Origin of the sequence: Catenuloplanes sp. NPDC051500 (assembly GCF_044454585.1) — a bacterium.
In the GTDB taxonomy this organism is placed as follows: domain Bacteria; phylum Actinomycetota; class Actinomycetes; order Mycobacteriales; family Micromonosporaceae; genus Catenuloplanes.
The window spans coordinates 91,792-111,730 of the sequence record NZ_JBITDX010000004.1 but is presented as its reverse complement, the minus strand read 5'-3'; the positions used below and the strand labels follow the sequence as shown (position 1 = coordinate 111,730).

Here is a 19,939-nt window from a genome sequence, read left to right as displayed (position 1 = left end):
GTGAGAGATACCCTACAGGCGTCCCACGGGCCCCACCCGCAGAAACGCGAATCGCCGCCCGGTCCCGGTGGACCCGGGACGGACGGCGATGGCGGTGCGGTAACGCGGGCGGTACCTAGACCCGCAGGTAGAACCGCAGCGTGGTCCATGCGGTGCCCGCGCTGACAAGCGCGCCGGCGCCGGCCATGAACGGCAGCATGAGCAGCACGTTGTCCCAGCTGAGCGGCGTCAGCAGGTTGGTCAGGTCCCGCAGCGCGCCGTCGATCAGGAAGATCTTGCTGAGCACCAGGATGCCGAAGCCGAGCAGCGCGCCGACCACGCCGGCGGTGACGGCCTCAAGCACGAACGGCGCCTGAATGAACCAGTTGGACGCGCCGACGAGTTTCATGACCGCGACCTCGCGGCGCTTGCTGTACGCGGCGACCTGGATGGTGTTACCCACAAGCATCAACGCGGCGATGGCCATGACGATCGCGGCGACCAGGGACGCGGTCTGCACCGAGTTGAGGATGCCGAAGACCTTCTCCAGCAGCTCGCGCTGGTCGAGAACCTCGTCCACTCCCTCGGCGTCGCGGTACTTGACCGCGAAGTCCTCGTACTGCTCGGGGTTGTTCAGCTTGATGCGGAACGACTCCGGCAGCTGCTCGGCGCTGACCGAGTTGACCAGATCGGGAGTGTCGCGCCACAGCGTCTGGAACTTCTCCAGCGCCTTTTCCTTGGTCTCAAGCTCGTAGTCCTGGACCAGGTCGTCGCTGTCGAGCTTCTGGTCGAGGGCTTGGCGCTGCTCGTCGTTGACGTCGGACTTCAGGAACATCGCCACTTCGATGTTCGCGTAGTAGTAGTCCTTCATCTCGTTGGCCTGCAGGTACAGCAGAGTGCTGGCGCCGAGCATCGTCAGCGAGACGGCCATCGTGATGATCATGGCGATGGTCATTGTGACGTTGCGCCACAGTCCGACCAGCACTTCGGACAGGACATATTTGACGCGCATCGGTGAGGCTTCCTTCGGGGCTCGTCTGCTGCCGGGTCAGGGGATCGGGGAGGTGGTGCCGTCAGTTACGGACTGTCATCAGCCGTAAACGCCGCGCGGCTGGTCACGGACGATCCGGCCGCTCTCGATCTCGATGACCCGGCGCCGCATCTGGTTCACGATGTTGGAGTCGTGGGTCACCATGACGACGGTCGTGCCGGTCCGGTTGATCCGGTCCAGCAGGCGCATGATCTCGATCGAGGTGTCGGGGTCCAGGTTTCCGGTCGGCTCGTCCGCAAGCAGGATCAGGGGGCGGTTGACGAAGGCACGGGCCACCGCAACACGCTGCTGCTCACCGCCGGAGAGCTCGTGCGGGTAACGGTGCTCCTTGCCACCGAGACCCACGAGTTCCAGCACCTCGGGCACGACACGGCGGGCGACCGCCTTGGTCTTTCCGATCACCTCGAGCGCGAAGGCGACGTTCTCGTAGGCAGTCCGGTTGGGCAGCAGCCGGAAGTCCTGGAACACGCAGCCGATCGAGCGCCGGAAGTGCGGGATCTTCCACGAACGCATGGAGGTGACGTCCTTGGAGTTGACGATCACCTTCCCCTTGTTCGGGGCGACCTCGTGCAGCAGCAGCTTGATGATCGTGGACTTGCCGGAGCCGGACGGGCCGATGAAGAAGACGAACTCGCCCTTTTCGATCCCGACCGACACATCGTCCAGCGACGGCCGGGACGCCTTCGGATACGTCTTGGTCACGTTCTCAAGCTGAATCACGGGTCCAGAGTCTACGCGGTGTAACGAAAACTCCAAGTCCAGGCCTAGTCCGATCTGTCCGTGATGACCCGATAAAAGATCGTCCGAACGGGTGACTTTCCCGGCTCGATCCGCGACACGCCGATCTGGTTACTCGGCGTCGCCACTCAATTGCTGCTGCTTACGCCACTTGATGCCGGCCTCGATGAACGAGTCCACGTCGCCGTCGAAGACCGAGGTCGGATTGCCCGTCTCGTGCTCGGTACGCAGATCCTTCACCATCTGGTAGGGGTGCAGGACGTAGGAGCGCATCTGATCGCCCCACGAGCCGGCCGCGTCGGTCTTCAGGCCCTGCATCTTGGCCTGCTCCTCCTGGCGCTTGCGCTCCAGCAGACGCGCCTGGAGCACCCGCAGCGCGGACGCCTTGTTCTGGAGCTGCGACTTCTCGTTCTGGCAGGTCACCACGATGCCGGTGGGGATGTGCGTGAGCCGTACCGCGGAGTCAGTGGTGTTGACGCTCTGCCCGCCGGGGCCGGACGAGCGGTAGACGTCGACGCGCATCTCGTTCTCCGGGATGTCGATGTGGTCGGTCGTCTCGACGACCGGCAGCACCTCGACACCGGCGAAGCTCGTCTGCCGGCGCCCCTGGTTGTCGAACGGGCTGATCCGGACCAGGCGGTGGGTGCCTGACTCGACGCTCAGCGTGCCGTACGCGTACGGCGCCTTCACGGCGAAGGTGGCGGACTTGAGGCCCGCCTCCTCCGCGTACGACGTCTCGTAGACCTCGGTGGGGTAGCCGTGCCGCTCCGCCCAGCGCAGGTACATCCGCAGGAGCATCTCGGCGAAGTCGGCCGCGTCCACACCACCGGCGCCGGCGCGCACCGCGACAAGCGCCTCACGGGCGTCGTACTCGCCGGAGAGCAGCGTGCGCACCTCGAGCTCGTCCACGGCCTTGGTGAGCGTCTCGATCTCGGTGCCCACGTCACCGAGCGAGGAGGCGTCGTCCTCCCCCTCGGTGAGCTCGAGCAGCACGAACGCGTCGTCGAGCCGGGAGCGGAGCCCTTCCAGCTTCGAGATCTCTCCGTTGATGTACGAGAGCTTCGAGGTGACCTGCTGCGCACGCGCCTGGTCGTCCCAGAGGTTGGGCTCGCCGGCCTGCTCCTCGAGCTCCGCCTTCTCCCGGCGGAGCCTGTCGACGTCGAGGACGCCCTCGATGTTCCGCAGGGTGGCGTCGAGGTGTTTGAGCTGGTCGGAAAAGTCGGCTGCAGTCACAGCACCCAAGAATACGGCGCGCTGTACGCGATCGGGCTCCCCCCGGGCCGATCCGCGCACAGACGGCCGGATCAGGCTCCCGGCGCCGTCTTCAGCCAGGTGAGCGCCGCCTTGTGATAAGCCACCGCGAACTCCAGCGCGGAAGCCCCGTAGTTGTCGCCGTCCTTCTTCGCCTCCTTGGCCTGGTCACGTGCGGACGCCAAGGCGGCCGTGTGGTACTCGTTGGCACCGGCGATCAAGGTGCCCATCTGACCTTCGCTGTGCTGCTCCCCGAACGCGACGCGGAGCGCGATCGGGTTGCGAATGGCATCGCGCCCCGGGGAGTCGGTCAGCCAACGGCTGAACGCGCGCTTTCCGGACGCGGTGATCGCGTAGGGCTGGCTCGAGCGGGGCCCCGGCTTACCCAGCCGGACATAACCCATCTCGGCAAGCGCCGGCAATTCGCGGTAAACCTGGCTTCTGGTCATCGACCAGAAGGGGCCAAGGCGGCGCTCCGCCTGACCCATCAGTTGCCCACCCGTCATCGGCCCCTCGTGGAGCAGCCCGAGGAGGGCAGCCGCGGTTGGGTTGATTCCTGTCTCGGCCATGCCCATTACGCTGCCACTTTGTAGCCCCGGCGTCCAGGATTTCGGCTTATCCGCGCCAACGCGTCTCCACAGTGCACTGTCTTGCGCGGACTGTCCGGCTCGGACCGGGCACAAATAGTGATCATGAGCGGGAACTATTCGACCGCGAATGCCCTTTGTCCGATTCTGGATCTGGCAGGGTTCTCACGAAAGACGTGGCCCGCCCGGGGTGCAATGCACCACTCCCGACTCAGCTTTGCAGACTCCGGCGCCCGAATATCGGGAAACGGGGGTCAAGGCCAAAGGAAAACAGGGGTCAGCGGGCGACCACGGTGGAGGTCCCGGACGGTACCCGACGTGCTGGCATACCGCTCGTGTCCCCTCCGGAGAGAAGCACCCCACTCACCACAGTGATCAACATAAGGAACGCGGCCACCACACAAACCGCGATCAACCGGCGTCGTCGCGAACGGCCGTCCGGGCGGATCTCCGCGCCCACCATCACGCCCATCTCCGGCATGTGCAACCGGCCGGCGGCGGCTCTCGGCCACGGCCCGCCCGCGCTGTATGCGGCGCCGAGCGCGGCAGCGGCCGGGTTCGGTGGAGCCGACGTGGGGATCAGCGGTGGAGCCGACGTGAGGATCATCGGCGGAGCCGACATGGGCATCAGCGGCGGAGCAGACGTGAGACCCAGGGGCGGGCCGGAGAACGGGAACGGCTCCGCCGAGAACGGCACGGCAGAGAACGGCGGCGCCGACACCGAGTCCTGAAACTCCATCACCGGCAGCGCCACCATCCGGCCGCCGGACGCGGGCGAGACCGGCGCGGCCACCAGCGGCACCCACCGCACGTGTGCCCGGCCCTGGCTGCGGCGGTCCGGGCGGGGCCACCAGGTCACGTCGCCCTCGCCCAGCGCGGGCAGCGGCGGCATCCCGGCCAGCGCGGACTCCACCTCGCGCAGCCGCACGCCGATCATCCGTGCGTCCGGCCGGTTCGCCGGGTTCGGCGCCATGCAGCGCTCGATCAGCGGCCACACCGGCGCGGGCAGGCCCGCGGGCGGGACCACCGTGCACTGGCGGTGCCGGCCCAGCACGTCAAGCGGGGTGCCGCCCTTGAACGGGCTCCGGCCGCACAGCAGCTCGAACAGGACCACGCCCATCGCATAGACGTCCGAGGCCGGGCTGGGCGGCGCGCCGTCGACAACCTCGGGCGAGACGTACTCCGGCGTGGCATGGGTGGCGCGCGGCTCCGCCCCGGCCGGACGCAGCCGCCGGGCCACGCCGAAGTCGGCGAGCCGCACCGGGCCGCCGTCGGCCGGGATGATCAGGTTTCCCGGCTTCACGTCCCCGTGCACGATGCCTCGGCCGTGCAGGTAGGCCAGCGCGGTCGCCAGCTGGGCCACCAGGTTCACCGCGACCGCGGGCGGCACCGGGCCGTCGCGGCGCAGTCGCTTGCGCAGATCCTCGCCGTCGACAAGCTCCATCACGAAGACGTGCCGGCCCTCGTCCCGGCCGAACGTGATCGGCCGCACGATGCACGGGTGCGACAGCTCGCCGAGGATCTCCGCCTCGTCCACGAAGTTACGCACCAGGTCAGGCTGGGAGGCGGCCTCGGAGCGCAGCAGTTTGACCGCCACCGCCCGCCCGGTCGCGGTGTCGCGGCCGGACCAGACCGCGCCGATCGCACCTCGCGCGATCTCGGTCTCAATCTGGTAGCGGCCGTGCAGCAGACCCGTCATCGTGGTCCTCCCCACCGGACGACCCCCCGCCCGGCTGCGGTCTGATGCTACGGCCGATTCGGCGGATTCCCGACCCCCGGGCATGCCACCCGACACAGCGACCTGGACAAACGCGCGCCGATCATCGATAAACAACCATGTCGGATGACGCCCGATTGACCGGCCGGAGCCGATAGGGAACATTTGGCTGCCGTGGCGTCTCCACTCGTACGATGGCTCGCAGGTCAGGGCCCCGATCAGCTCGCCCGGATCCTGCTCAACCGGCCGGACAGCGTGCATGTGACCACCGGCTCCCGGGCCGCCGCGCCCCCGGCCGACCTGCCCGCGCTCGCCGAACGGCTGCAGCGGCCCACCGCGCTGCAGACCGCGCTGCGCACCCTGCCCCTGCCCGGCCACGAGCTGCTCGGCCTGCTCGTCCACCTAGGCCGACGGCACCGGCCGGTCCCCCGCGTCACGCTCGCCCACCAGCTCGGGCTGCCGGCCGGCGATCCCGGCCTGGCCGGCGCGCTGGACCGGCTCGCCGACTCCGCGCTCGCCTGGCCCGATCACGACGGTGCGCTGCACGTGCCCACCGAGCTGGCCCGCGCGTTCCCGAACCCGCTCGGTCTGGGCGCGGACGCCGCCCGCCTCTACCGGGAGACGCCCGCGGACCGGCTGCGCCAGATCGCGGTCGCGGCCGGCCGCCCCGACCCCGGGCCGCAGCGTGACGACGCGTACGCCGCGGTCCGCGCCGCGCTCGCCGACGCCCCCGCGGTCCGCGCGCTCGCCGACACCGCACCGCCCGAGGCCCGCGACCTGCTGCACGCGATGGCCGCGGGGTTGCCGGTCGCGACGCCGGACTCCACCCGGTCCGCCGCTCAGGACTGGGCGGTCAACCGAGGCCTGCTCGCGTTCAGCGGCTGGCGCCTGGAGATGCCCGCCGAGGTCGCGATCGCACTGCGCGGGCCGGACTGGACACCGCCGTTCACCCCGGAGCCGCCGCTGCCCAAGCCGGTGCCGGTCGCGACGGACGCGGTGGGCCGGGAGTCCGCCGCGGCCGCGCACGCCGCCGTACAGCACGTGACCGCGCTGCTCGACGCGATCACCGCCACCCCGGCGGCCGCACTCAAGTCCGGCGGCGTCGGCGCGCGCGAGCTGACCCGGCTCGGCAAGGCAGCCGGCTGCTCGCCCGCGGAGGCCAGGTTCTGGCTGGTCCTCGCGCACGCGGCCGGGCTTGTCGACGCGGTCTACGACCGCGGGGTCGGATACGGCATGGACCCGGTCCACTACGCCGTCACCGAGCGGCACGCCGGCTGGCAGCGGCTGAGCCCGGCCCGGCGGCTCACCGCGCTGCTGCGCCGCTGGCCGACGCTCGCACCGGCGCCGCTTGCCGCACACCGCGGCGGTTTCGGGCCGATCGGCGCCGCGCTCACCCCGCACCCGGTGGACGTGGTCGCGCCCCGCCTCAAGGCCGGGCTGCTCGACCTGCTGGCCGCGCTCCCGGACGGCACCGGGCTGCCCGCACCGTTCGCGGCCGGTCCTGCGGTCGGCTGGCACCGGCCGCTTGACACGCCACTCACCGGCGACCGCGACGAGCTTGTCGTCCAACTCTGGGAGGAGGCCCGGCTCTGCGGCGTCGTGGCGCACGGCGCACTCACCCCGCTCGGGCGCGCGCTGATCTCCGGCGCCGGCCTCGACGAGGTCGCGGACACGCTGCTTCCGGACGCGGTCGGCACCGCGCTGTTCCAGAACGACCTGACCGTGGTGGTGCCCGGCATTCCGGCCGCCCCACTCGCGGCGCTGCTCGACGCGGCCGCCGACCGGGAGTCCCGCGGCAACGCCGGCACCTGGCGGTTCAGCACCGCCTCGGTGCGCCGCGCGCTCGACGACGGCCACCGGGCCGAGGAGCTGCGCGCCGCGCTCGCCGCGGCCGGGCCGCTCCCTCAGGCGCTCGACTACCTGATCACGGACGTGGCGCGCCGCCACGGGCACGTGCGGGTCCGGCCGGCCGGCTGCGTGCTGCACACCGCGGACCCCGCGCTGGTCGCGGAGATCCTGTCCACCCGGGAACTGGCCGCGTTCGGGCTGGCCGAGGTGGCGCCGACCGTCCTGATCAGCCCCGCGGGCGTGGTGGAGACGCTTGCCGTGTTGCGTGCTGCGGGATTCGCACCGGCCGGTGAGGACGCGTCCGGCGGGCCCCTGGTGCGGCACCGGGCACCTGTCGCACCCGCGCCGGACCTTCCACCCGACCCCTCGCCGCCGGACGACGACGAGTTCACCCGCGACGACGCGCTGCTACTTGCGGAGAACCTGCTCAGCGCGCCCGCGCCGGCCGACCCGCTTGAGGCGGCCCGCCAGCGCCTCGCCGCGCTCGCGCCGAAACCCCGCCCGCCGCGGGAGGGCACGGAAACACAGATCGCGCTCTACGCGGAACGGCTCGACGGCGCCGCCCGCGCGATGCTTGTCGCCTGCGTCCACGAACGCCACAGCGTGCACATCGAGTACGTCAACGCCGGTGGCAAGCGCTACACCCGTCTGGTCGAGCCGATCACGGTGGACGGCGAGTTCCTGGTTGGCTGGGCGCCGCCACTGTCCGAGGAGGTGTCGTTCGCGCTCGGCCGGATCGTCTCGGTCAGCCCGGCCTGACCGGACGAAGCGGGCAAAGGCGAAAGGCGAGGTCCGGCATGGTACGACCGCCGGCCGAGCCGCGTACGCTGAGTCCGCCGATTGGTGGCACCCAGGCAGGAAGACAGAGGATGACGAAGCAGTCACGCACCCGCACGCCCGCCGACGACAGCGCTGACCTCGGTGCCCCGGCGGAGAAGCGGAGGCGCTTCTCCGTACCCCTGGCGCCGGTCTTCGCGGTTCTGGCCCTCAGCTGGCTCGGCGTGATGCTCCGATCGGCGCAGGTGTCGGTGTCCACCGCGTCCGAGGGCGCGCTCGCGGTCTATCTCGCCGCCTACTCGCTGCCCGGCCTGATCTCCGCGAGCCTGGTGGCAGGCGCCGCGACCGGGCTGGCCGCCGTGACGCTCATCGGCCCGGTCCGCCGCGCGGGCGCGACAGTGCGGTTCGCGGTGGCCGCCGTGGCCGGGCTGCTTGTCGGCGTGGGCGCGGCGCTTGTGGTGCTGGAGAGCTACGGGCAGGGCGACGCGATCACGATCCTGGCGGCCACGTTCGCTGCCTCGGCGACGGCCGGTGGCGCGTTCGCGGGCATCCGCCACGCGCCGCTCGCCGGAGCGGTGATCAACGCGAGCCTGGGCGTGTTCCTGACCGGGTTCGTGCTCAACCTGTTCCAGGGCCCGCTGCTGGAGCTGTTCGGCGCGGGTGACACACAGGCCTCGCAGGCGAGCGCGCTGAGCTGGTTCTCGCTGACCGCGTCGCTGCTGAGCGCACTGCTCGCCGGCGTCATCGCCTATCTGACGCTGGCCAGCGGCCAGGGTGACGAGCGGCCGAAGTGGGCGGTCTACCTGGCCGGCGGCGCGGGCGCGGGCCTGGTGCTGCTGGCGTCCGAGGCGATCGCCCGGACCGGCGGCCGCCAACTGCTGGACCTGGCCGGGCAGCTCAGCGAGGCGGACCGCGCCGCCCAGGACATCCTGGCGAACGCGCGCTTCAACAACGGCCTGGTCGTGCTCTTCATCGGCGCGATCACCGCGATGATCCTGCTCGGCCGCACGCTCAAGCCCACCGAGGACGATTAGTACGTATTGTGTGCCGATCCGGTGTAGATCATGGTGCGGGCCGGCGCATCGCCCTACCGTTCCCGGCATGGTCTACGCGATAGTCGCGCTCGTCGCGGTCATCCTCATCCTGGCGTCGCCGCTCCTCCTGCTGGCCGGACATGTCCGGCGGCAGGTCCGGCGGCGGGGCCTGACGGTCACGGGCGCACTGCTCGCGCCGGGCACGCTTGTCGCGATCGTGCTGATCTCGCTTGGCTACGCGGCCGGCACGTACGGCGTCGGCGCGCTGTCCTCGTCCTTCACCCTCGACGCCGGTGAGATGTGCGCGTCCGCGGCCGGTTTCTACTCCGGCACACCCGGCCCCGCGGACGAGTTGTGGACCGGCATCGCCACGCGGGACCTGCCGGTCGAGCGCACCTGCGTCTGGTCCGACGGCACCCGCTTCGAGCTGGTGCCGTGGTGGGTCAACCCGCTGCTCTTCACCTGGCTTGCGGTCGCGGCAGGCGTCACGCTCGCCGCGCCGGCCGCCCGTTACGTCGACCGGCTGGAGAAGGCTCAGGCGATCTGATCCAGCTCAGTGGTGTCGTACCACTCGAGCTCATGATCCTCGGCGCCGTCCACCGCGAACTGGGCGTCCTCGTCGCCGTCGATCGCACCCGGAACCGCGTCCACGGCCGCCGCGACATTGGTCTCCGCCTCGGTGGCGTCGACGTGGACCGCGGCGACCGCGGTCAGCGGCAACGCACCGGCGAGCACCATGATCGACGAACCGAGCTGGTCGTCGCCGCGGGTCAGGGCGGCGGCGGGCAGGTCGGCGGAGATCACCACGCGGCGGCGCGGCGCGGACGGGTCACGGTGCAGCAGCACGAGCGCGGACTGAGCGGCGCGGGTGAACGCCACGTACTCCAGCTCCTCCTCGTCGCCCTCCGCGTACCACTCGCGCAGGTGCGGTGTGACCGCGTGCACCGGGTCACCTGGCGCGCCGGTCTCGCCCTTCTCCAGCAGCGTGGCCAGCACGGGGAGCGTTGCCGGGACGTACACCCGGACGATCTGATCTGGCACTGCTCTGTCTCCCCGCCTCCGTCACCACTGCGGTCCAATTAGACCGCATCGGTCAGCAGGCGCAGGTCGCACCCTTCGCCGGGGCGGTAAGCGGGTCCGGCTCACGGGTCGTCGGCCCGGCCGGGGTCTGCACCGCGAAACCCTCCCGGATCCAGTACTCGATGCCGCCGATCATCTCCTGCACCCGGTACCCGAGCTGGGCAAACGCCAGCGCGGCCCGGGTGGCGCCGTCGCAGCCCGGCCCCCAGCAGTAGGTGACGATCGGCGTGTCCCGGTCGATCATCCCCGGCGCCCGCTCCACGATCAGCCGCCGCGGCAGGTGCAGTGCACCCGGGATGTGCGCCTGCTCCCACGACTCCTCCGACCGGGAGTCGATCAGCACGAAGCCGGGCGCGCCGGACTCCAGCGCCGCGTGCGTGTCCGACACGTCGATCTGCATCGCCAGGCGGGCGGAAAACCAGGCTATCGCCTGGTCAGAACCGAAATTCGACATGCCTTTACGGTACGGATGGAGGCGCTCGCGGTTAACAGAGTTCACGCGGTTCTTCGTGGCATCGGCCGTTGATCCGCCGCTATAGTGCGCGCGTGACCGCGAATCCCCCGGAGCTTGACCAGACCGACTGGCGAATCCTCGACGCGCTCCAGCAGGACGGCCGGATGAGCTTCGCCGAGCTGGCTCGCACGGTCGCGATGTCGGCCAGCGCAGTCACCGAGCGGGTACGCCGGCTGGAAGAGGTCGGCGTGATCTCCGGGTACCGCGCGGTGGTGGCCCCGGAGCGGGTCGGGCTGGGCATCATGGCGTTCGTCAGGCTGCGCTACCCCACCGGGAACTACCGGCCGTTCCACGAGCTGGTCGGCCGTACCCCCGAGATCATGGAGGCACATCACGTCACAGGCGAGGACTGCTTCGTGCTGAAGGTTCTGGCCGGGTCGATGCGTCACCTGGAGGAGATCACCGGGCGGATCAGCACGCTCGGCGGCGTGACCACGAGCGTGGTCTACTCCAGCCACCTGGAGGCCCGGGCGGTCGCCGCTCCCTCGATGGCAGACTGAGACGGTCTGAGGGAGGTGCCGCGTTGCCGGTGGAGCCGAGGTTCCTGCTGCTGTCCGACGTGGCCGTGGAGCTGAACGTCTCGGACTCGCAGGTCTACCACATGGTCCGCCGGGGCGAGCTGCCCGCGATCAAGATCGGTGGCCGGGGGCAGTGGCGGGTGGAGCGCGCCCGCCTGGAGGAGTACATCGCGGCGAAGTACACGGAGACCGCGGAATGGGTGGCGCAGAACCCGCTGGTCGAGCCTGATCCGGAGCCCTGACCGGCGGGTATTTACGGTCGCGCCAGCGGATCACCCATTGAAGTTGATCGTTGACAGTGGGTGGCGTGTGTCCTTCAATGGAGGCTGTCGAAGGCAAACGGAGGCAAACGCAAGCTTTCGGCGGGAAGGTGCTTTGGGCGGGAGCTTCGGGAGGGAGGCGGCTTCATGGAGCGGCGCTGCGTTTACGCGCGGCGCGGCATTCAGGAGCGGTGCGGCATTCAGGAGCGGTGCGGCATCCACGAGCGGTGCGGCATCCACGAGCGGCGCGGCATCCACGAGCGGCGCGGCATCCACGAGCGGCGCGGCATCCACGAGCGGCGCGGCATCCACGAGCGGCGCGGCATCCAAGAGCGGCGCGGCATCCGGAGCTTCAGGAGGCGCGGCGTCCAGAAGCGGCGCGGCGTCAAGAAGACGCGGCGTCAACGAGCAAACGTAAGCGAAGCAACGTAAGCGTTCAGGAGCAATTGCCAGCCTTCAGGTGTACCGCAAGCTCTAGGAGCGATTCTCATGGTCATGCGACTGTGCGATCCGCGCGGCGTCCGCCCTGCCATCCGGGTCTCCCGCGTCCCGGCGTTCGACCCTCCGTTCGACGACGAGCCCTTCGCCTGGTCCGATGCCGACCAGCTCACGCTCCCCTGGCGCGCGCCGCCGGCCATTTCCACCTCACATGCCGTCTCGTCCGCCGGGACTGCGGGCGTGTCGGCGGATGTGCCGGCAGGCGTGTCGGCTGGTCCATCACCGGGCGCAACGCTGCCCGCGTCATCGGACACGTGGCCAACCACATCACTGTCAGGTCTGGCCACGCTCGCCGGGCTGGCCGGGCCGGGCCGCACACCGCCGCCGATCCCACCCGAGGCTCTGGCCGGGGCGTCCAGCGAGGCGCGCGGCGCGGCACATCGGTTCCTCACCCGCTCGCTGGAAATCCTGAACGGTTATCGCCCGATCGGTCACCTGCGCGCCATGTCCGCCCTGATGGAGGCTCCCACGATCCTGACCAGCGCAGGCGCCGCCCTGAGCACTATCGGCCGTTACCGCGAGGCCGCCGGCCTGCCACCCGTGGCCGGCCGCCGCCCGCTCCCCCCGGCCGGCCGCGTCAACCCTCGCCGCCTGCGCGTCTGCGAGCCGCGCCCCGGCGTCGCCGAAGCCTCAGCCGTCCTCACCACCGCCGGCCGCACGTGGGCTCTGGCCTACCGCCTCGAACTCCTCCACGGCCGCTGGCTCGCCACCGCCTTCACCGCCGTCTGACCGCCGGCCGGCCGGGACCTCCGACCACGACTGTCCGGCTGGGACCGCCAGACCAGGACCCTCAGGCCAGGGCCGCCAGGCCGCGAGCGCCAGACCAGGGCCGCCAGACTGGGAGCATCAGACCGGGCCGCCAGGCCGGGAGCATCAGACCGGGCCGGGCCGCGCCGGGCCGGGCCGCGCCGGGCCGGGCCGCGCCGGGCCGGGCCGCGCCGGGCCGCGCCGGGCCGCGCCGGGCCGGGAGCATCAGGCCGGAGTTTCCGGATCGCTGGGGTGTGGTTGGAGGCCGGTGATGAGGGTGTCGATGAGGAAGCGGTAGCTGCGGTCGATGTCGCGGGGATAGCCGAAGCCGCCGGAACTCTCCAGGCTGGCGAAGCCGTGCATGGCGGAGCGGAGCATGCGGGCGGCGTCGATGGCGTGGTCACCGCGCAGGCCGAAGCCGGCCAGGACGTCGAAGAGGATCTGCAGGGACTCCTCGGACACCCGGGTGTCCTCCTCGTCGTCGGATGAGGGGGCACGGACGGTGGCGGCGTAACGGCCGGGGTGGGCGAGGATCCAGCGGCGCCAGGCCTCGGCGAACGCATGCACCGCGTCCGCGCCGGACTTGCCGACGCAGGCTCGGGCCAGGGAGTCGCTCATCTCGCGTTTGGCCTGGAGGCCGATGCTGCGGCGGAGCCCGTCCAGCGAGTCGACGTGCTTGTAGAGGGACGGGGTACGCACGCCGACGCGCTCGGCCAGCAGGCCCATGGTCAGGCCGTCGAGGCCCACCTCGTCCGCGAGCGCGGCGCCGGCCGCGACGACCGCGGCCGGGGCCAGACCGGCCCTAGGCACGGGCGTTGGCCTGGAGGAATGCGAGCAGCAGGGCCACCGTCTCGTCGGGGTACTGGGCGTGCGGGTAGTGGCCCGCGCCCTCGATCATTTCCAGGCGGCCAAGCCCGGCCGGCAGCGCGGCGACGATGGCCTCGCCCTCGGCGCGCGGGTCCACCCAGTCCGGGTCGAGAGAGCCCTCGACGATCAGCACGGGGCAGCGCACGTTGCCAAGCTGCGCACCGGCGTCGGCCGGCGGTGTCTGCATCATCTTCTGCAGCGCCTTCATCCGGCCGGGCTCGCGCATCATGGCTCCGATCTCGGCCTGCCGGGTGGTCCAGTCGGCCGGCTTCTTGCCGGGGTAGGCCTGCTCGAGGTATCCGAGCCAGCCGGAGACGCTGCCCATCATGGCACCGACCATCCGGTACATGCCCTTACGGTAGTTGCGGGCCCGCAGGTCGCCCAGGCTCATCGCCTGGGCGCGGGTGAACGGCGCCAGCTCGACGATGCCGGTGACCAGCTCCGGCGCCTGCGCGGCCGCGATGGTGGCGGCGCCGCCGGAGATCGAGTGCCCGACCAGCACGGCGGGGCCGCCGAGGTGGCGGATCACCGCTATCAGGTCGCCCGCGATGTCGGTGCGGCTGTAGGACGGCCAGGTGGCGCTCGAGTCGCCGAGACCGCGCAGGTCGACCGCGGCGACCCGGTAGCCGGCGGCGACCAGGCGGGGCACGACGAACCGGTACGCCTCGCGGGTGTCCCCCATGCCCGGGGCCAGAACGACCAGCGGCCCGTCGCCGGTCACCTCGTACGCGATGGTGCCGGCGTCGACGGTCAGGTGTGCGGTCATGGCTGAACTCCTCGCTTGCCGGAGACTTAGCCGTGCGGCTAGCTCCGATAGCTATAAGCTAATGCAATTAGCCAACCAGGTCAAGCGGCAGCACCACGAGGGTGTGCCCGGCCACCCACGGCACCGCGGCCCGCGGGAGCATGCGGGTCCCGACCACGGCGAGAGTGGGACGAAAAGGTCCTGAAACGACTCTCGCCGGCCCGGCCCCGGAGAGGGCCGAACCGGCGAGAGCGGTGAAGCGGTGAATCAGTCGGTGCCGCCGGCGCCGTGGCACCGCTTGTACTTCTTGCCCGAGCCACAGGGGCAGGGCGCGTTGCGCGACGGGCCGTTGGACGCAGTCGCCTGACCGCTGCCGGTCACCGGGCGGCGGCGGGCGGCCGCGCTCGGGGACTGCGGTGCGTCCCGGGTCGGGTCGCCGCCGAGCGCGGGCGCCTGGCGCTGCATCTCGACCGCGCCGGAACCGGCCGCGCCGTCGATTGTCGGCGCGGTGTACTGCAGCGGCTGACGCTGGGCGCGCCCACCGCCGAGGCCCTTGGCCCGCACCTCGACCTGCGTCTCCGGCTCGGCGGTGGCGGTGGCCGTCCCGTCGGCGTCGCCACCGACGCGAGGCAGCGCCTGAGCCTTCGTCGGGTCGACAGTCGGGGTCTCCTCGACCTGGACCTCCAGGTTGAAGAGGAAGCCGACCGCCTCCTCCTTGATGCCCTCCATCATCTGCTGGAACATATCGAAGCCCTCGCGCTGGTACTCGACCAGCGGGTCACGCTGCGCGTACGCGCGGAGGCCGACGCCTTCCTGCAGGTAGTCCATCTCGTAGAGGTGCTCGCGCCACTTGCGGTCGATGACCGCGAGCAGCACCTGCCGCTCCAGCTCCCGCAGCGCCTCCGGCCCGAGCTCCTGCTCGCGGCGGTCGTAGGCGTCGTGGATGTCTTCCTTCATCTGGGTGAGGAGGAAGTCGGGGTCGATGTGGTTGACCTCGCCGCCGGCCTCCTCGGCCAGATCCTCGACGGTACGGCCGACCGGGTAGAGCTGCTTCAGGCTGGTCCAGAGCTGGTCGAGATCCCAGTCCTCGCCGTACCCGCTGCTTGTGGCGCCCTGCACGTAGGCCGTGATGGTGTCGTCCAGCATGTGGCGGACCTGGTCGTGCAGGTCCTCACCGTTGAGCACGCGCCTGCGCTCGGCGTAGATCACCTGGCGCTGCTTGTTCATGACCTCGTCGTACTTGAGGACGTTCTTCCGGATCTCGGCGTTCTGACCCTCGATCTGGGTCTGCGCGCTCTTGATCTGCCGGGAGACCATCTTCGACTCGATCGGCACGTCCTCGGGGATGTTGAGGCGGTCCATCACGGCCTCGACCGCGCCGGCCCGGAAGCGGCGCATCAGGTCGTCCTGCAGCGACAGGTAGAAGCGGGACTCGCCCGGGTCACCCTGACGGCCGGAGCGGCCGCGCAGCTGGTTGTCGATGCGGCGGGAGTCGTGGCGCTCGGTGCCGAGCACGTAGAGACCGCCGGCGGCGATGACCTCCTGCGCCTCCTCGTCGCACTTCTCCTTCCAGTGCGGAAGGATCTCCTCCATGCCCTTGGCGTACTCCTCCTCGTGCTCGACCGGGTCGATGCCACGCTGGCGGAGCTCGCCGTTCGCGAGGTGCTCGGCGTTGCCGCCGAGGAGGATGTCGGTGCCTCGGCCGGCCATGTTGGTGGCGACCGTGACGCCGCCCCGGCGACCGGCCTGCGCGATGATCTCCGCCTCGTCGGCGTGGAACTTCGCGTTCAGCACGTGGTGCGGGATGCCGCGCTTGCGCAGCAGCGTCGCGAGGATCTCCGAGTTCTCCACGGAGACGGTGCCGACCAGGACCGGCTGGCCGTTCGCGTGGCGCTCGACGATGTCCTCGACGACCGCGTGGAACTTGGCCTTCTCGGTCTTGTAGATGACGTCCGGGTGGTCCTCGCGGATCATCGGGCGGTTCGTCGGGATGGTGACCACGCCGACGTTGTAGACCTTGTTGAACTCCGCGGCCTCGGTCTGCGCCGTACCGGTCATGCCGGACAGCTTGTTGTAGAGGCGGAAGAAGTTCTGCAGGGTGACGGTGGCGAGCGTCTGGTTCTCCTGCTTGACCTCGACGCCCTCCTTCGCCTCGATGGCCTGGTGCATGCCCTCGTTGTAGCGGCGGCCGTGCAGCACGCGACCGGTGAACTCGTCGACGATCAGGACCTCACCGTCGTTGACGATGTAGTCCTTGTCCTTCTTGTAGAGCTCCTTGGCCTTGATCGCGTTGTTCAGGTAACCGACAAGCGGCGTGTTCACCGACTCGTACAGGTTGTCGATGCCGAGCTGGTCCTCGACCCGGGCGACGCCGCGCTCGGTGATCGCGACCGTGCGCTTGGCCTCGTCGACCTCGTAGTCGCCCTCGCCGTCCTTGCCCTTCTGCAGGCGCTTGACGACGCGGGAGAACTCGCCGTACCACCGGGCGGAGTGCTCGGCCGGGCCGGAGATGATCAACGGGGTACGCGCCTCGTCGATCAGGATCGAGTCGACCTCGTCCACGATCGCGAAGTTGTGGCCGCGCTGCACCAGCTCGGTGGCGGCCCAGGCCATGTTGTCGCGCAGGTAGTCGAAGCCGAACTCGTTGTTCGTCCCGTACGTGATGTCGCACTCGTACGCCGCGCGGTGCTCGGCGGCCGGCCTGTTCGGCAGGACGACGCCGACGGTGAGGCCGAGGAACCGGTGAATCCGACCCATGTTCTCGGCGTCGCGCTGGGCGAGGTAGTCGTTCGTGGTGATGACGTGCACGCCGTCGCCGGAGAGCGCGTTCAGGTACGCCGGCATCACACAGGTCAGGGTCTTGCCCTCACCTGTGCGCATCTCGGCGATGTTCCCGAAGTGAAGCGCGGCGCCGCCCATCAGCTGGACGTCATAAGGCCGCTGTCCCAGAACCCGGGACGCGGCTTCGCGGACCGTGGCGAAAGCCTCGGGCAGCAGGTCGTCGAGCGACTCACCCTCGGCCAGCCGCTCACGGTATTGCTCGGTCAGGTCGCGCAGCTCGTCATCCGTGAGGTCAGTGTATTGATCCTCGATCGAATTGACGGCGTCCGCGATGGCCTTGAGCCGCCGCACCATCCGGCCTTCACCGGCGCGGAGGACTCTTTCCAGAATCGACACGGGTCAACGCTCCCTACACAGTCTGCCGAACCATCGTAGGGCGCGAAGGGCAGGAAGAGTCCACCGCGGCTCTCGATAGTCGCCCGAATCGGACAAAAAACACCTGTGAGTTCGCTGAGGGCAGATTATCGGCCGCGTCTCGTACCCGCGAAAGGCTGTTGGGGATCGAGGACCCATGGGTGAGGATGGCCGGATGGAACCCGTGGAGATCATTTCCGACGGTCTGCGGCTGCGCGACTGGGTGCCGGAGGATGTGGACGCGCTCAACCGCGAGGCGTCGCACCCGTCCGTGCAGCGGTGGAGCGCGCTGCCGACCGACCCGGCGGCGACCGCGGACTTCGCACTGCGCGAGGCACCGGCGAAGCGCGCGGCCGGCACCGCTCTCCACCTGGGCGTGTTCGGCGCCGCGAGCGGCGCGCTGCTCGGTGCCGTGGCACTGCACAACATCACCCCTTCCCGGGGGTACGCCGAGGTCGGCTTCTGGGTCGCGGCCGGCGCTCGGGGCGAGCGGGTCGCCGAGCGCGCCGCCCGGGTGCTGCTCGGCTGGGCCTTCACCGAACTGGGTCTCGGCCTGGCCGGCTGGCGTGCGATGGTCGGCAACCACGCCTCCCGGATCACCGCGCTGCGCCTCGGCTTCACCATGGAGGGGACCGGGCGGGCCCAGCGCCTCAGGCCGGACGGCGAGCGCCCCGACCGGTGGGCCGGGTCGCTGCTGCCCAGCGCGCTCACCCGGCCCGGTCTGCTCGACACGCCCGAGATCGCGCTCGCGGCCCGCCGCGCCCGCGTCTTCGGCGGCCCGCGCCCGGTGCTGACCGGGCCCGGCGGCGTGCGGCTGCGCGCGGCCGAGGAGCGGGACCTGCCCGCGATCGTGGCGACCTGCCGGGACCCGGAGACGCTGCGCTGGACGACGGTGCCGGAGAACTACACGCTCGCGGACGCGGCCGGTTTCTCGCTCGGGTACCAGCCCGCGCAGTGGACCGCCGGGACCGCGGCCATGTTCGTCATCGCGGACCCGGACGACGCCTACGCCGGCAACATGGACCTGCGGCTGAGCCGGCCCGGCGACCCGCTCTTCGCGGACGTCGGCTACTCGGCCGCGCCCGGCGCCCGGGGCAGGGGGTACACCACTGCCGCGCTGCGCACGATCTGCGCGTGGGGGTTCGAGACGCTCGACCTGGAGCGCATCGAGTGGCTCGCGCACGTCGGCAACGACGCCTCCCGGCGGGTCGCGGAGAAGGCCGGGTTCGTGGCCGAGGGGGTGCGCCGCGCGGGACTCCCACACCGTGGTGAACGCCGCGACGTGTGGGCGGCCGGGCTGGTCCCGGACGATCTCCGCGCGGTGGCGGCGCAGGGGAACGCGTCATGAATCGGGCGGTCGTCGAGGACCAGGGGGTACGGCTGCGGCCGCTGCGACTCTCCGACGCCGAGGACGTGGTCGCCGCCTGCGCGGACCCGCTCACCCAGCGCTTCCTGCCGCTGCTGCCCCGGCCGTACACCAGGTCCGACGCGGTGTGGTGGATCGAGGAGGGCACCGAGGCGGAGTGGCAGCAGGGCGGCGGCGTGTGGGCGGTCGCGGACCCGGCCACCGACCGCCTGCTCGGCACGATCGGCCTGCACCGGGTGATCCGCGAGCGCGCGCAGGCCGAGGTCGGCTACTGGGTCGTGCCGTGGGCCCGCGGCCGTGGCGTGGCGACCGCCGCCACCGTGGCGCTGAGCCGGGTCGCGTTCGCCGCAGGTTTCGCCCGGCTGGAGTTGATCACCGAACTGGAGAACATCGCCAGCCAGCGGGTCGCGCTCGCGACCGGCTTCCAGCGTGAGGGCGTGCGCCGCGGGCTGTCGCCGGACCGGGACGGCGGGCGCACCGACCTGCTGGCGTTCGCGCGGCTGCGCAGCGACAGCCCGGGCCCGATCGCCCGCTGGCTGCCCGACCTGCCCGGCGGCGCGCTTGACGACGGGGTGATCACGCTGCGGCCGCTGCGGCCCGGCGACGAGGCCTTTCTGCAACGGCTGCTCAACGAGCCGGACGTGATCGCCACAAGCGTGCCCCCGATCGGGCCGGACGCGGAGGAGATCGCGCTCCGGTGCGCCCGCTCGCAGGCGCACTGGCTGGCCGGCGACCGGGCCGATCTGGTCATCGTGGACGCAGCTTCCGGGCGGCCGGCCGGCGACATCGGGCTCTACTACCAGGAGCGCAACACCGGGCAGGCCATGCTGGGGTACGCGATGCTGCCGGAGTGGCGCGGGCGTGGCTACCCCACCCGGGCCGTACGGCTGCTGTCGCGATGGGTGTTCACGCACACGTCTGTCGCCCGGCTTGTCGCCGGCACTAATCCGCAGAACCTCGGCTCGCAGCGGGTCCTGGAGAAGGCCGGCTTCCAGCGCGAGGGCTACCACAGGTCGCGGCTGCCGGGCATTAACGGCAGCCGCATCGACGACGTGCCGTACGCGCTAGTAGCCGCCGACCTGCTCGGCGCGGATAAAACGCCATAAAAGGGGTGCCCCGCGGTAGACGCGCGGGGCACCCGTACCGACATGGGAGGAACGGCCGCGG

At 71.0% G+C, this 19,939-nt stretch carries 19 protein-coding genes and 2 pseudogenes; 9 read left to right on the top strand and 12 right to left on the bottom strand.

What is annotated here, in order from left to right; translation table 11 throughout:
• Positions 1–115: 115 nt before the first annotated feature.
• The 5 genes from ftsX to ACIA8K_RS09750 all read right to left on the bottom strand — a co-directional run bounded on the left by ftsX (position 116) and on the right by ACIA8K_RS09750 (position 5,305).
• A complete protein-coding gene (gene ftsX / locus ACIA8K_RS09770) occupies positions 116–991 on the bottom strand; it encodes a permease-like cell division protein FtsX (RefSeq protein WP_396056904.1) in 876 nt (291 codons plus the stop codon).
• Between the two features lie 78 nt (positions 992–1,069).
• Positions 1,070–1,750, bottom strand: coding sequence for a cell division ATP-binding protein FtsE (gene ftsE, locus ACIA8K_RS09765; protein WP_033339704.1), 681 nt, complete (start codon positions 1,748–1,750; stop codon positions 1,070–1,072).
• 129 nt (positions 1,751–1,879) lie between these two features.
• Complete coding sequence (gene prfB, locus ACIA8K_RS09760) at positions 1,880–3,001, bottom strand: peptide chain release factor 2 (RefSeq protein ID WP_396056902.1); 1,122 nt, start codon at positions 2,999–3,001, stop codon at positions 1,880–1,882.
• A 71-nt stretch (positions 3,002–3,072) separates the two neighbouring features.
• Entirely contained in the window at positions 3,073–3,588 is a 516-nt protein-coding gene (locus ACIA8K_RS09755) for a PadR family transcriptional regulator (protein WP_396056900.1), read from the bottom strand.
• Between the two features lie 295 nt (positions 3,589–3,883).
• Entirely contained in the window at positions 3,884–5,305 is a 1,422-nt protein-coding gene (locus tag ACIA8K_RS09750) for a serine/threonine-protein kinase (protein ID WP_396056898.1), read from the bottom strand.
• 192 nt (positions 5,306–5,497) lie between these two features.
• Between ACIA8K_RS09750 and ACIA8K_RS09745 the strand changes: the two genes are divergently transcribed.
• The 3 genes from ACIA8K_RS09745 (at position 5,498) to ACIA8K_RS09735 (ending at position 9,529) form a co-directional block, all read left to right on the top strand.
• Positions 5,498–7,930 (top strand): helicase-associated domain-containing protein, encoded by a 2,433-nt coding sequence (locus tag ACIA8K_RS09745; RefSeq protein WP_396056896.1) that lies wholly within the window; start codon positions 5,498–5,500, stop codon positions 7,928–7,930.
• Positions 7,931–8,040: 110 nt separating this feature from the next.
• On the top strand, positions 8,041–8,982 hold the full coding sequence (locus ACIA8K_RS09740; protein WP_396056894.1) for a hypothetical protein: 942 nt from the start codon (positions 8,041–8,043) through the stop codon (positions 8,980–8,982).
• A gap of 67 nt (positions 8,983–9,049) precedes the next feature.
• Positions 9,050–9,529 carry a hypothetical protein gene (locus tag ACIA8K_RS09735; protein ID WP_396056892.1) on the top strand — a complete coding sequence of 160 codons (480 nt, stop codon included), beginning with the start codon at positions 9,050–9,052 and terminating at the stop codon, positions 9,527–9,529.
• Here the strand turns inward: ACIA8K_RS09735 and ACIA8K_RS09730 are convergent.
• Together ACIA8K_RS09730 and ACIA8K_RS09725 are read right to left on the bottom strand one after the other, a co-directional pair.
• Complete coding sequence (locus ACIA8K_RS09730; protein ID WP_396056891.1) at positions 9,517–10,023, bottom strand: DUF6912 family protein; 507 nt, start codon at positions 10,021–10,023, stop codon at positions 9,517–9,519. The two genes, ACIA8K_RS09735 and ACIA8K_RS09730, sit on opposite strands and share 13 nt — an antisense overlap.
• Before the next feature lie 52 nt (positions 10,024–10,075).
• Complete coding sequence (locus tag ACIA8K_RS09725) at positions 10,076–10,516, bottom strand: rhodanese-like domain-containing protein (RefSeq protein ID WP_396056889.1); 441 nt, start codon at positions 10,514–10,516, stop codon at positions 10,076–10,078.
• A 92-nt stretch (positions 10,517–10,608) separates the two neighbouring features.
• Here ACIA8K_RS09725 and ACIA8K_RS09720 point away from each other — a divergent pair, with 92 nt between their 5' ends.
• The 4 genes from ACIA8K_RS09720 to ACIA8K_RS09705 all read left to right on the top strand — a co-directional run bounded on the left by ACIA8K_RS09720 (position 10,609) and on the right by ACIA8K_RS09705 (position 12,581).
• Complete coding sequence (locus ACIA8K_RS09720) at positions 10,609–11,076, top strand: Lrp/AsnC family transcriptional regulator (protein WP_396056887.1); 468 nt, start codon at positions 10,609–10,611, stop codon at positions 11,074–11,076.
• Between the two features lie 29 nt (positions 11,077–11,105).
• Positions 11,106–11,336 (top strand): helix-turn-helix transcriptional regulator, encoded by a 231-nt coding sequence (locus tag ACIA8K_RS09715; RefSeq protein WP_396056885.1) that lies wholly within the window; start codon positions 11,106–11,108, stop codon positions 11,334–11,336.
• A 165-nt stretch (positions 11,337–11,501) separates the two neighbouring features.
• Entirely contained in the window at positions 11,502–11,786 is a 285-nt protein-coding gene (locus ACIA8K_RS09710) for a hypothetical protein (protein WP_396056883.1), read from the top strand.
• A 57-nt stretch (positions 11,787–11,843) separates the two neighbouring features.
• On the top strand, positions 11,844–12,581 hold the full coding sequence (locus ACIA8K_RS09705; protein WP_396056881.1) for an Rv3235 family protein: 738 nt from the start codon (positions 11,844–11,846) through the stop codon (positions 12,579–12,581).
• A 61-nt stretch (positions 12,582–12,642) separates the two neighbouring features.
• On the opposite strand, the gene ACIA8K_RS09700 is transcribed toward ACIA8K_RS09705, so the two are convergent.
• The 5 genes and pseudogenes from ACIA8K_RS09700 to secA all read right to left on the bottom strand — a co-directional run.
• On the bottom strand, positions 12,643–12,825 hold the full coding sequence (locus ACIA8K_RS09700) for a hypothetical protein (RefSeq protein ID WP_396056879.1): 183 nt from the start codon (positions 12,823–12,825) through the stop codon (positions 12,643–12,645).
• Positions 12,825–13,409 (bottom strand): WHG domain-containing protein, encoded by a 585-nt coding sequence (locus ACIA8K_RS09695; RefSeq protein ID WP_396056877.1) that lies wholly within the window; start codon positions 13,407–13,409, stop codon positions 12,825–12,827. Before ACIA8K_RS09695 ends, ACIA8K_RS09700 begins: the two co-directional genes overlap by 1 nt.
• Complete coding sequence (locus ACIA8K_RS09690) at positions 13,402–14,232, bottom strand: alpha/beta fold hydrolase (protein ID WP_396056875.1); 831 nt, start codon at positions 14,230–14,232, stop codon at positions 13,402–13,404. The genes ACIA8K_RS09695 and ACIA8K_RS09690 overlap by 8 nt, the downstream gene beginning before the upstream one ends.
• A gap of 246 nt (positions 14,233–14,478) precedes the next feature.
• Positions 14,479–14,781, bottom strand: a pseudogene (locus ACIA8K_RS09685) (SEC-C metal-binding domain-containing protein); the annotation flags it as partial.
• Between the two features lie 89 nt (positions 14,782–14,870).
• Positions 14,871–17,388, bottom strand: a pseudogene (gene secA / locus ACIA8K_RS09680) (preprotein translocase subunit SecA); the annotation flags it as partial.
• A 193-nt stretch (positions 17,389–17,581) separates the two neighbouring features.
• Between secA and ACIA8K_RS09675 the strand changes: the two are divergent.
• Positions 17,582–18,754, top strand: coding sequence for a GNAT family N-acetyltransferase (locus tag ACIA8K_RS09675; RefSeq protein WP_396056873.1), 1,173 nt, complete (start codon positions 17,582–17,584; stop codon positions 18,752–18,754).
• Entirely contained in the window at positions 18,751–19,878 is a 1,128-nt protein-coding gene (locus ACIA8K_RS09670; RefSeq protein WP_396056872.1) for a GNAT family N-acetyltransferase, read from the top strand. The genes ACIA8K_RS09675 and ACIA8K_RS09670 overlap by 4 nt, the downstream gene beginning before the upstream one ends.
• The last annotated feature ends 61 nt before the right edge of the window (positions 19,879–19,939 follow it).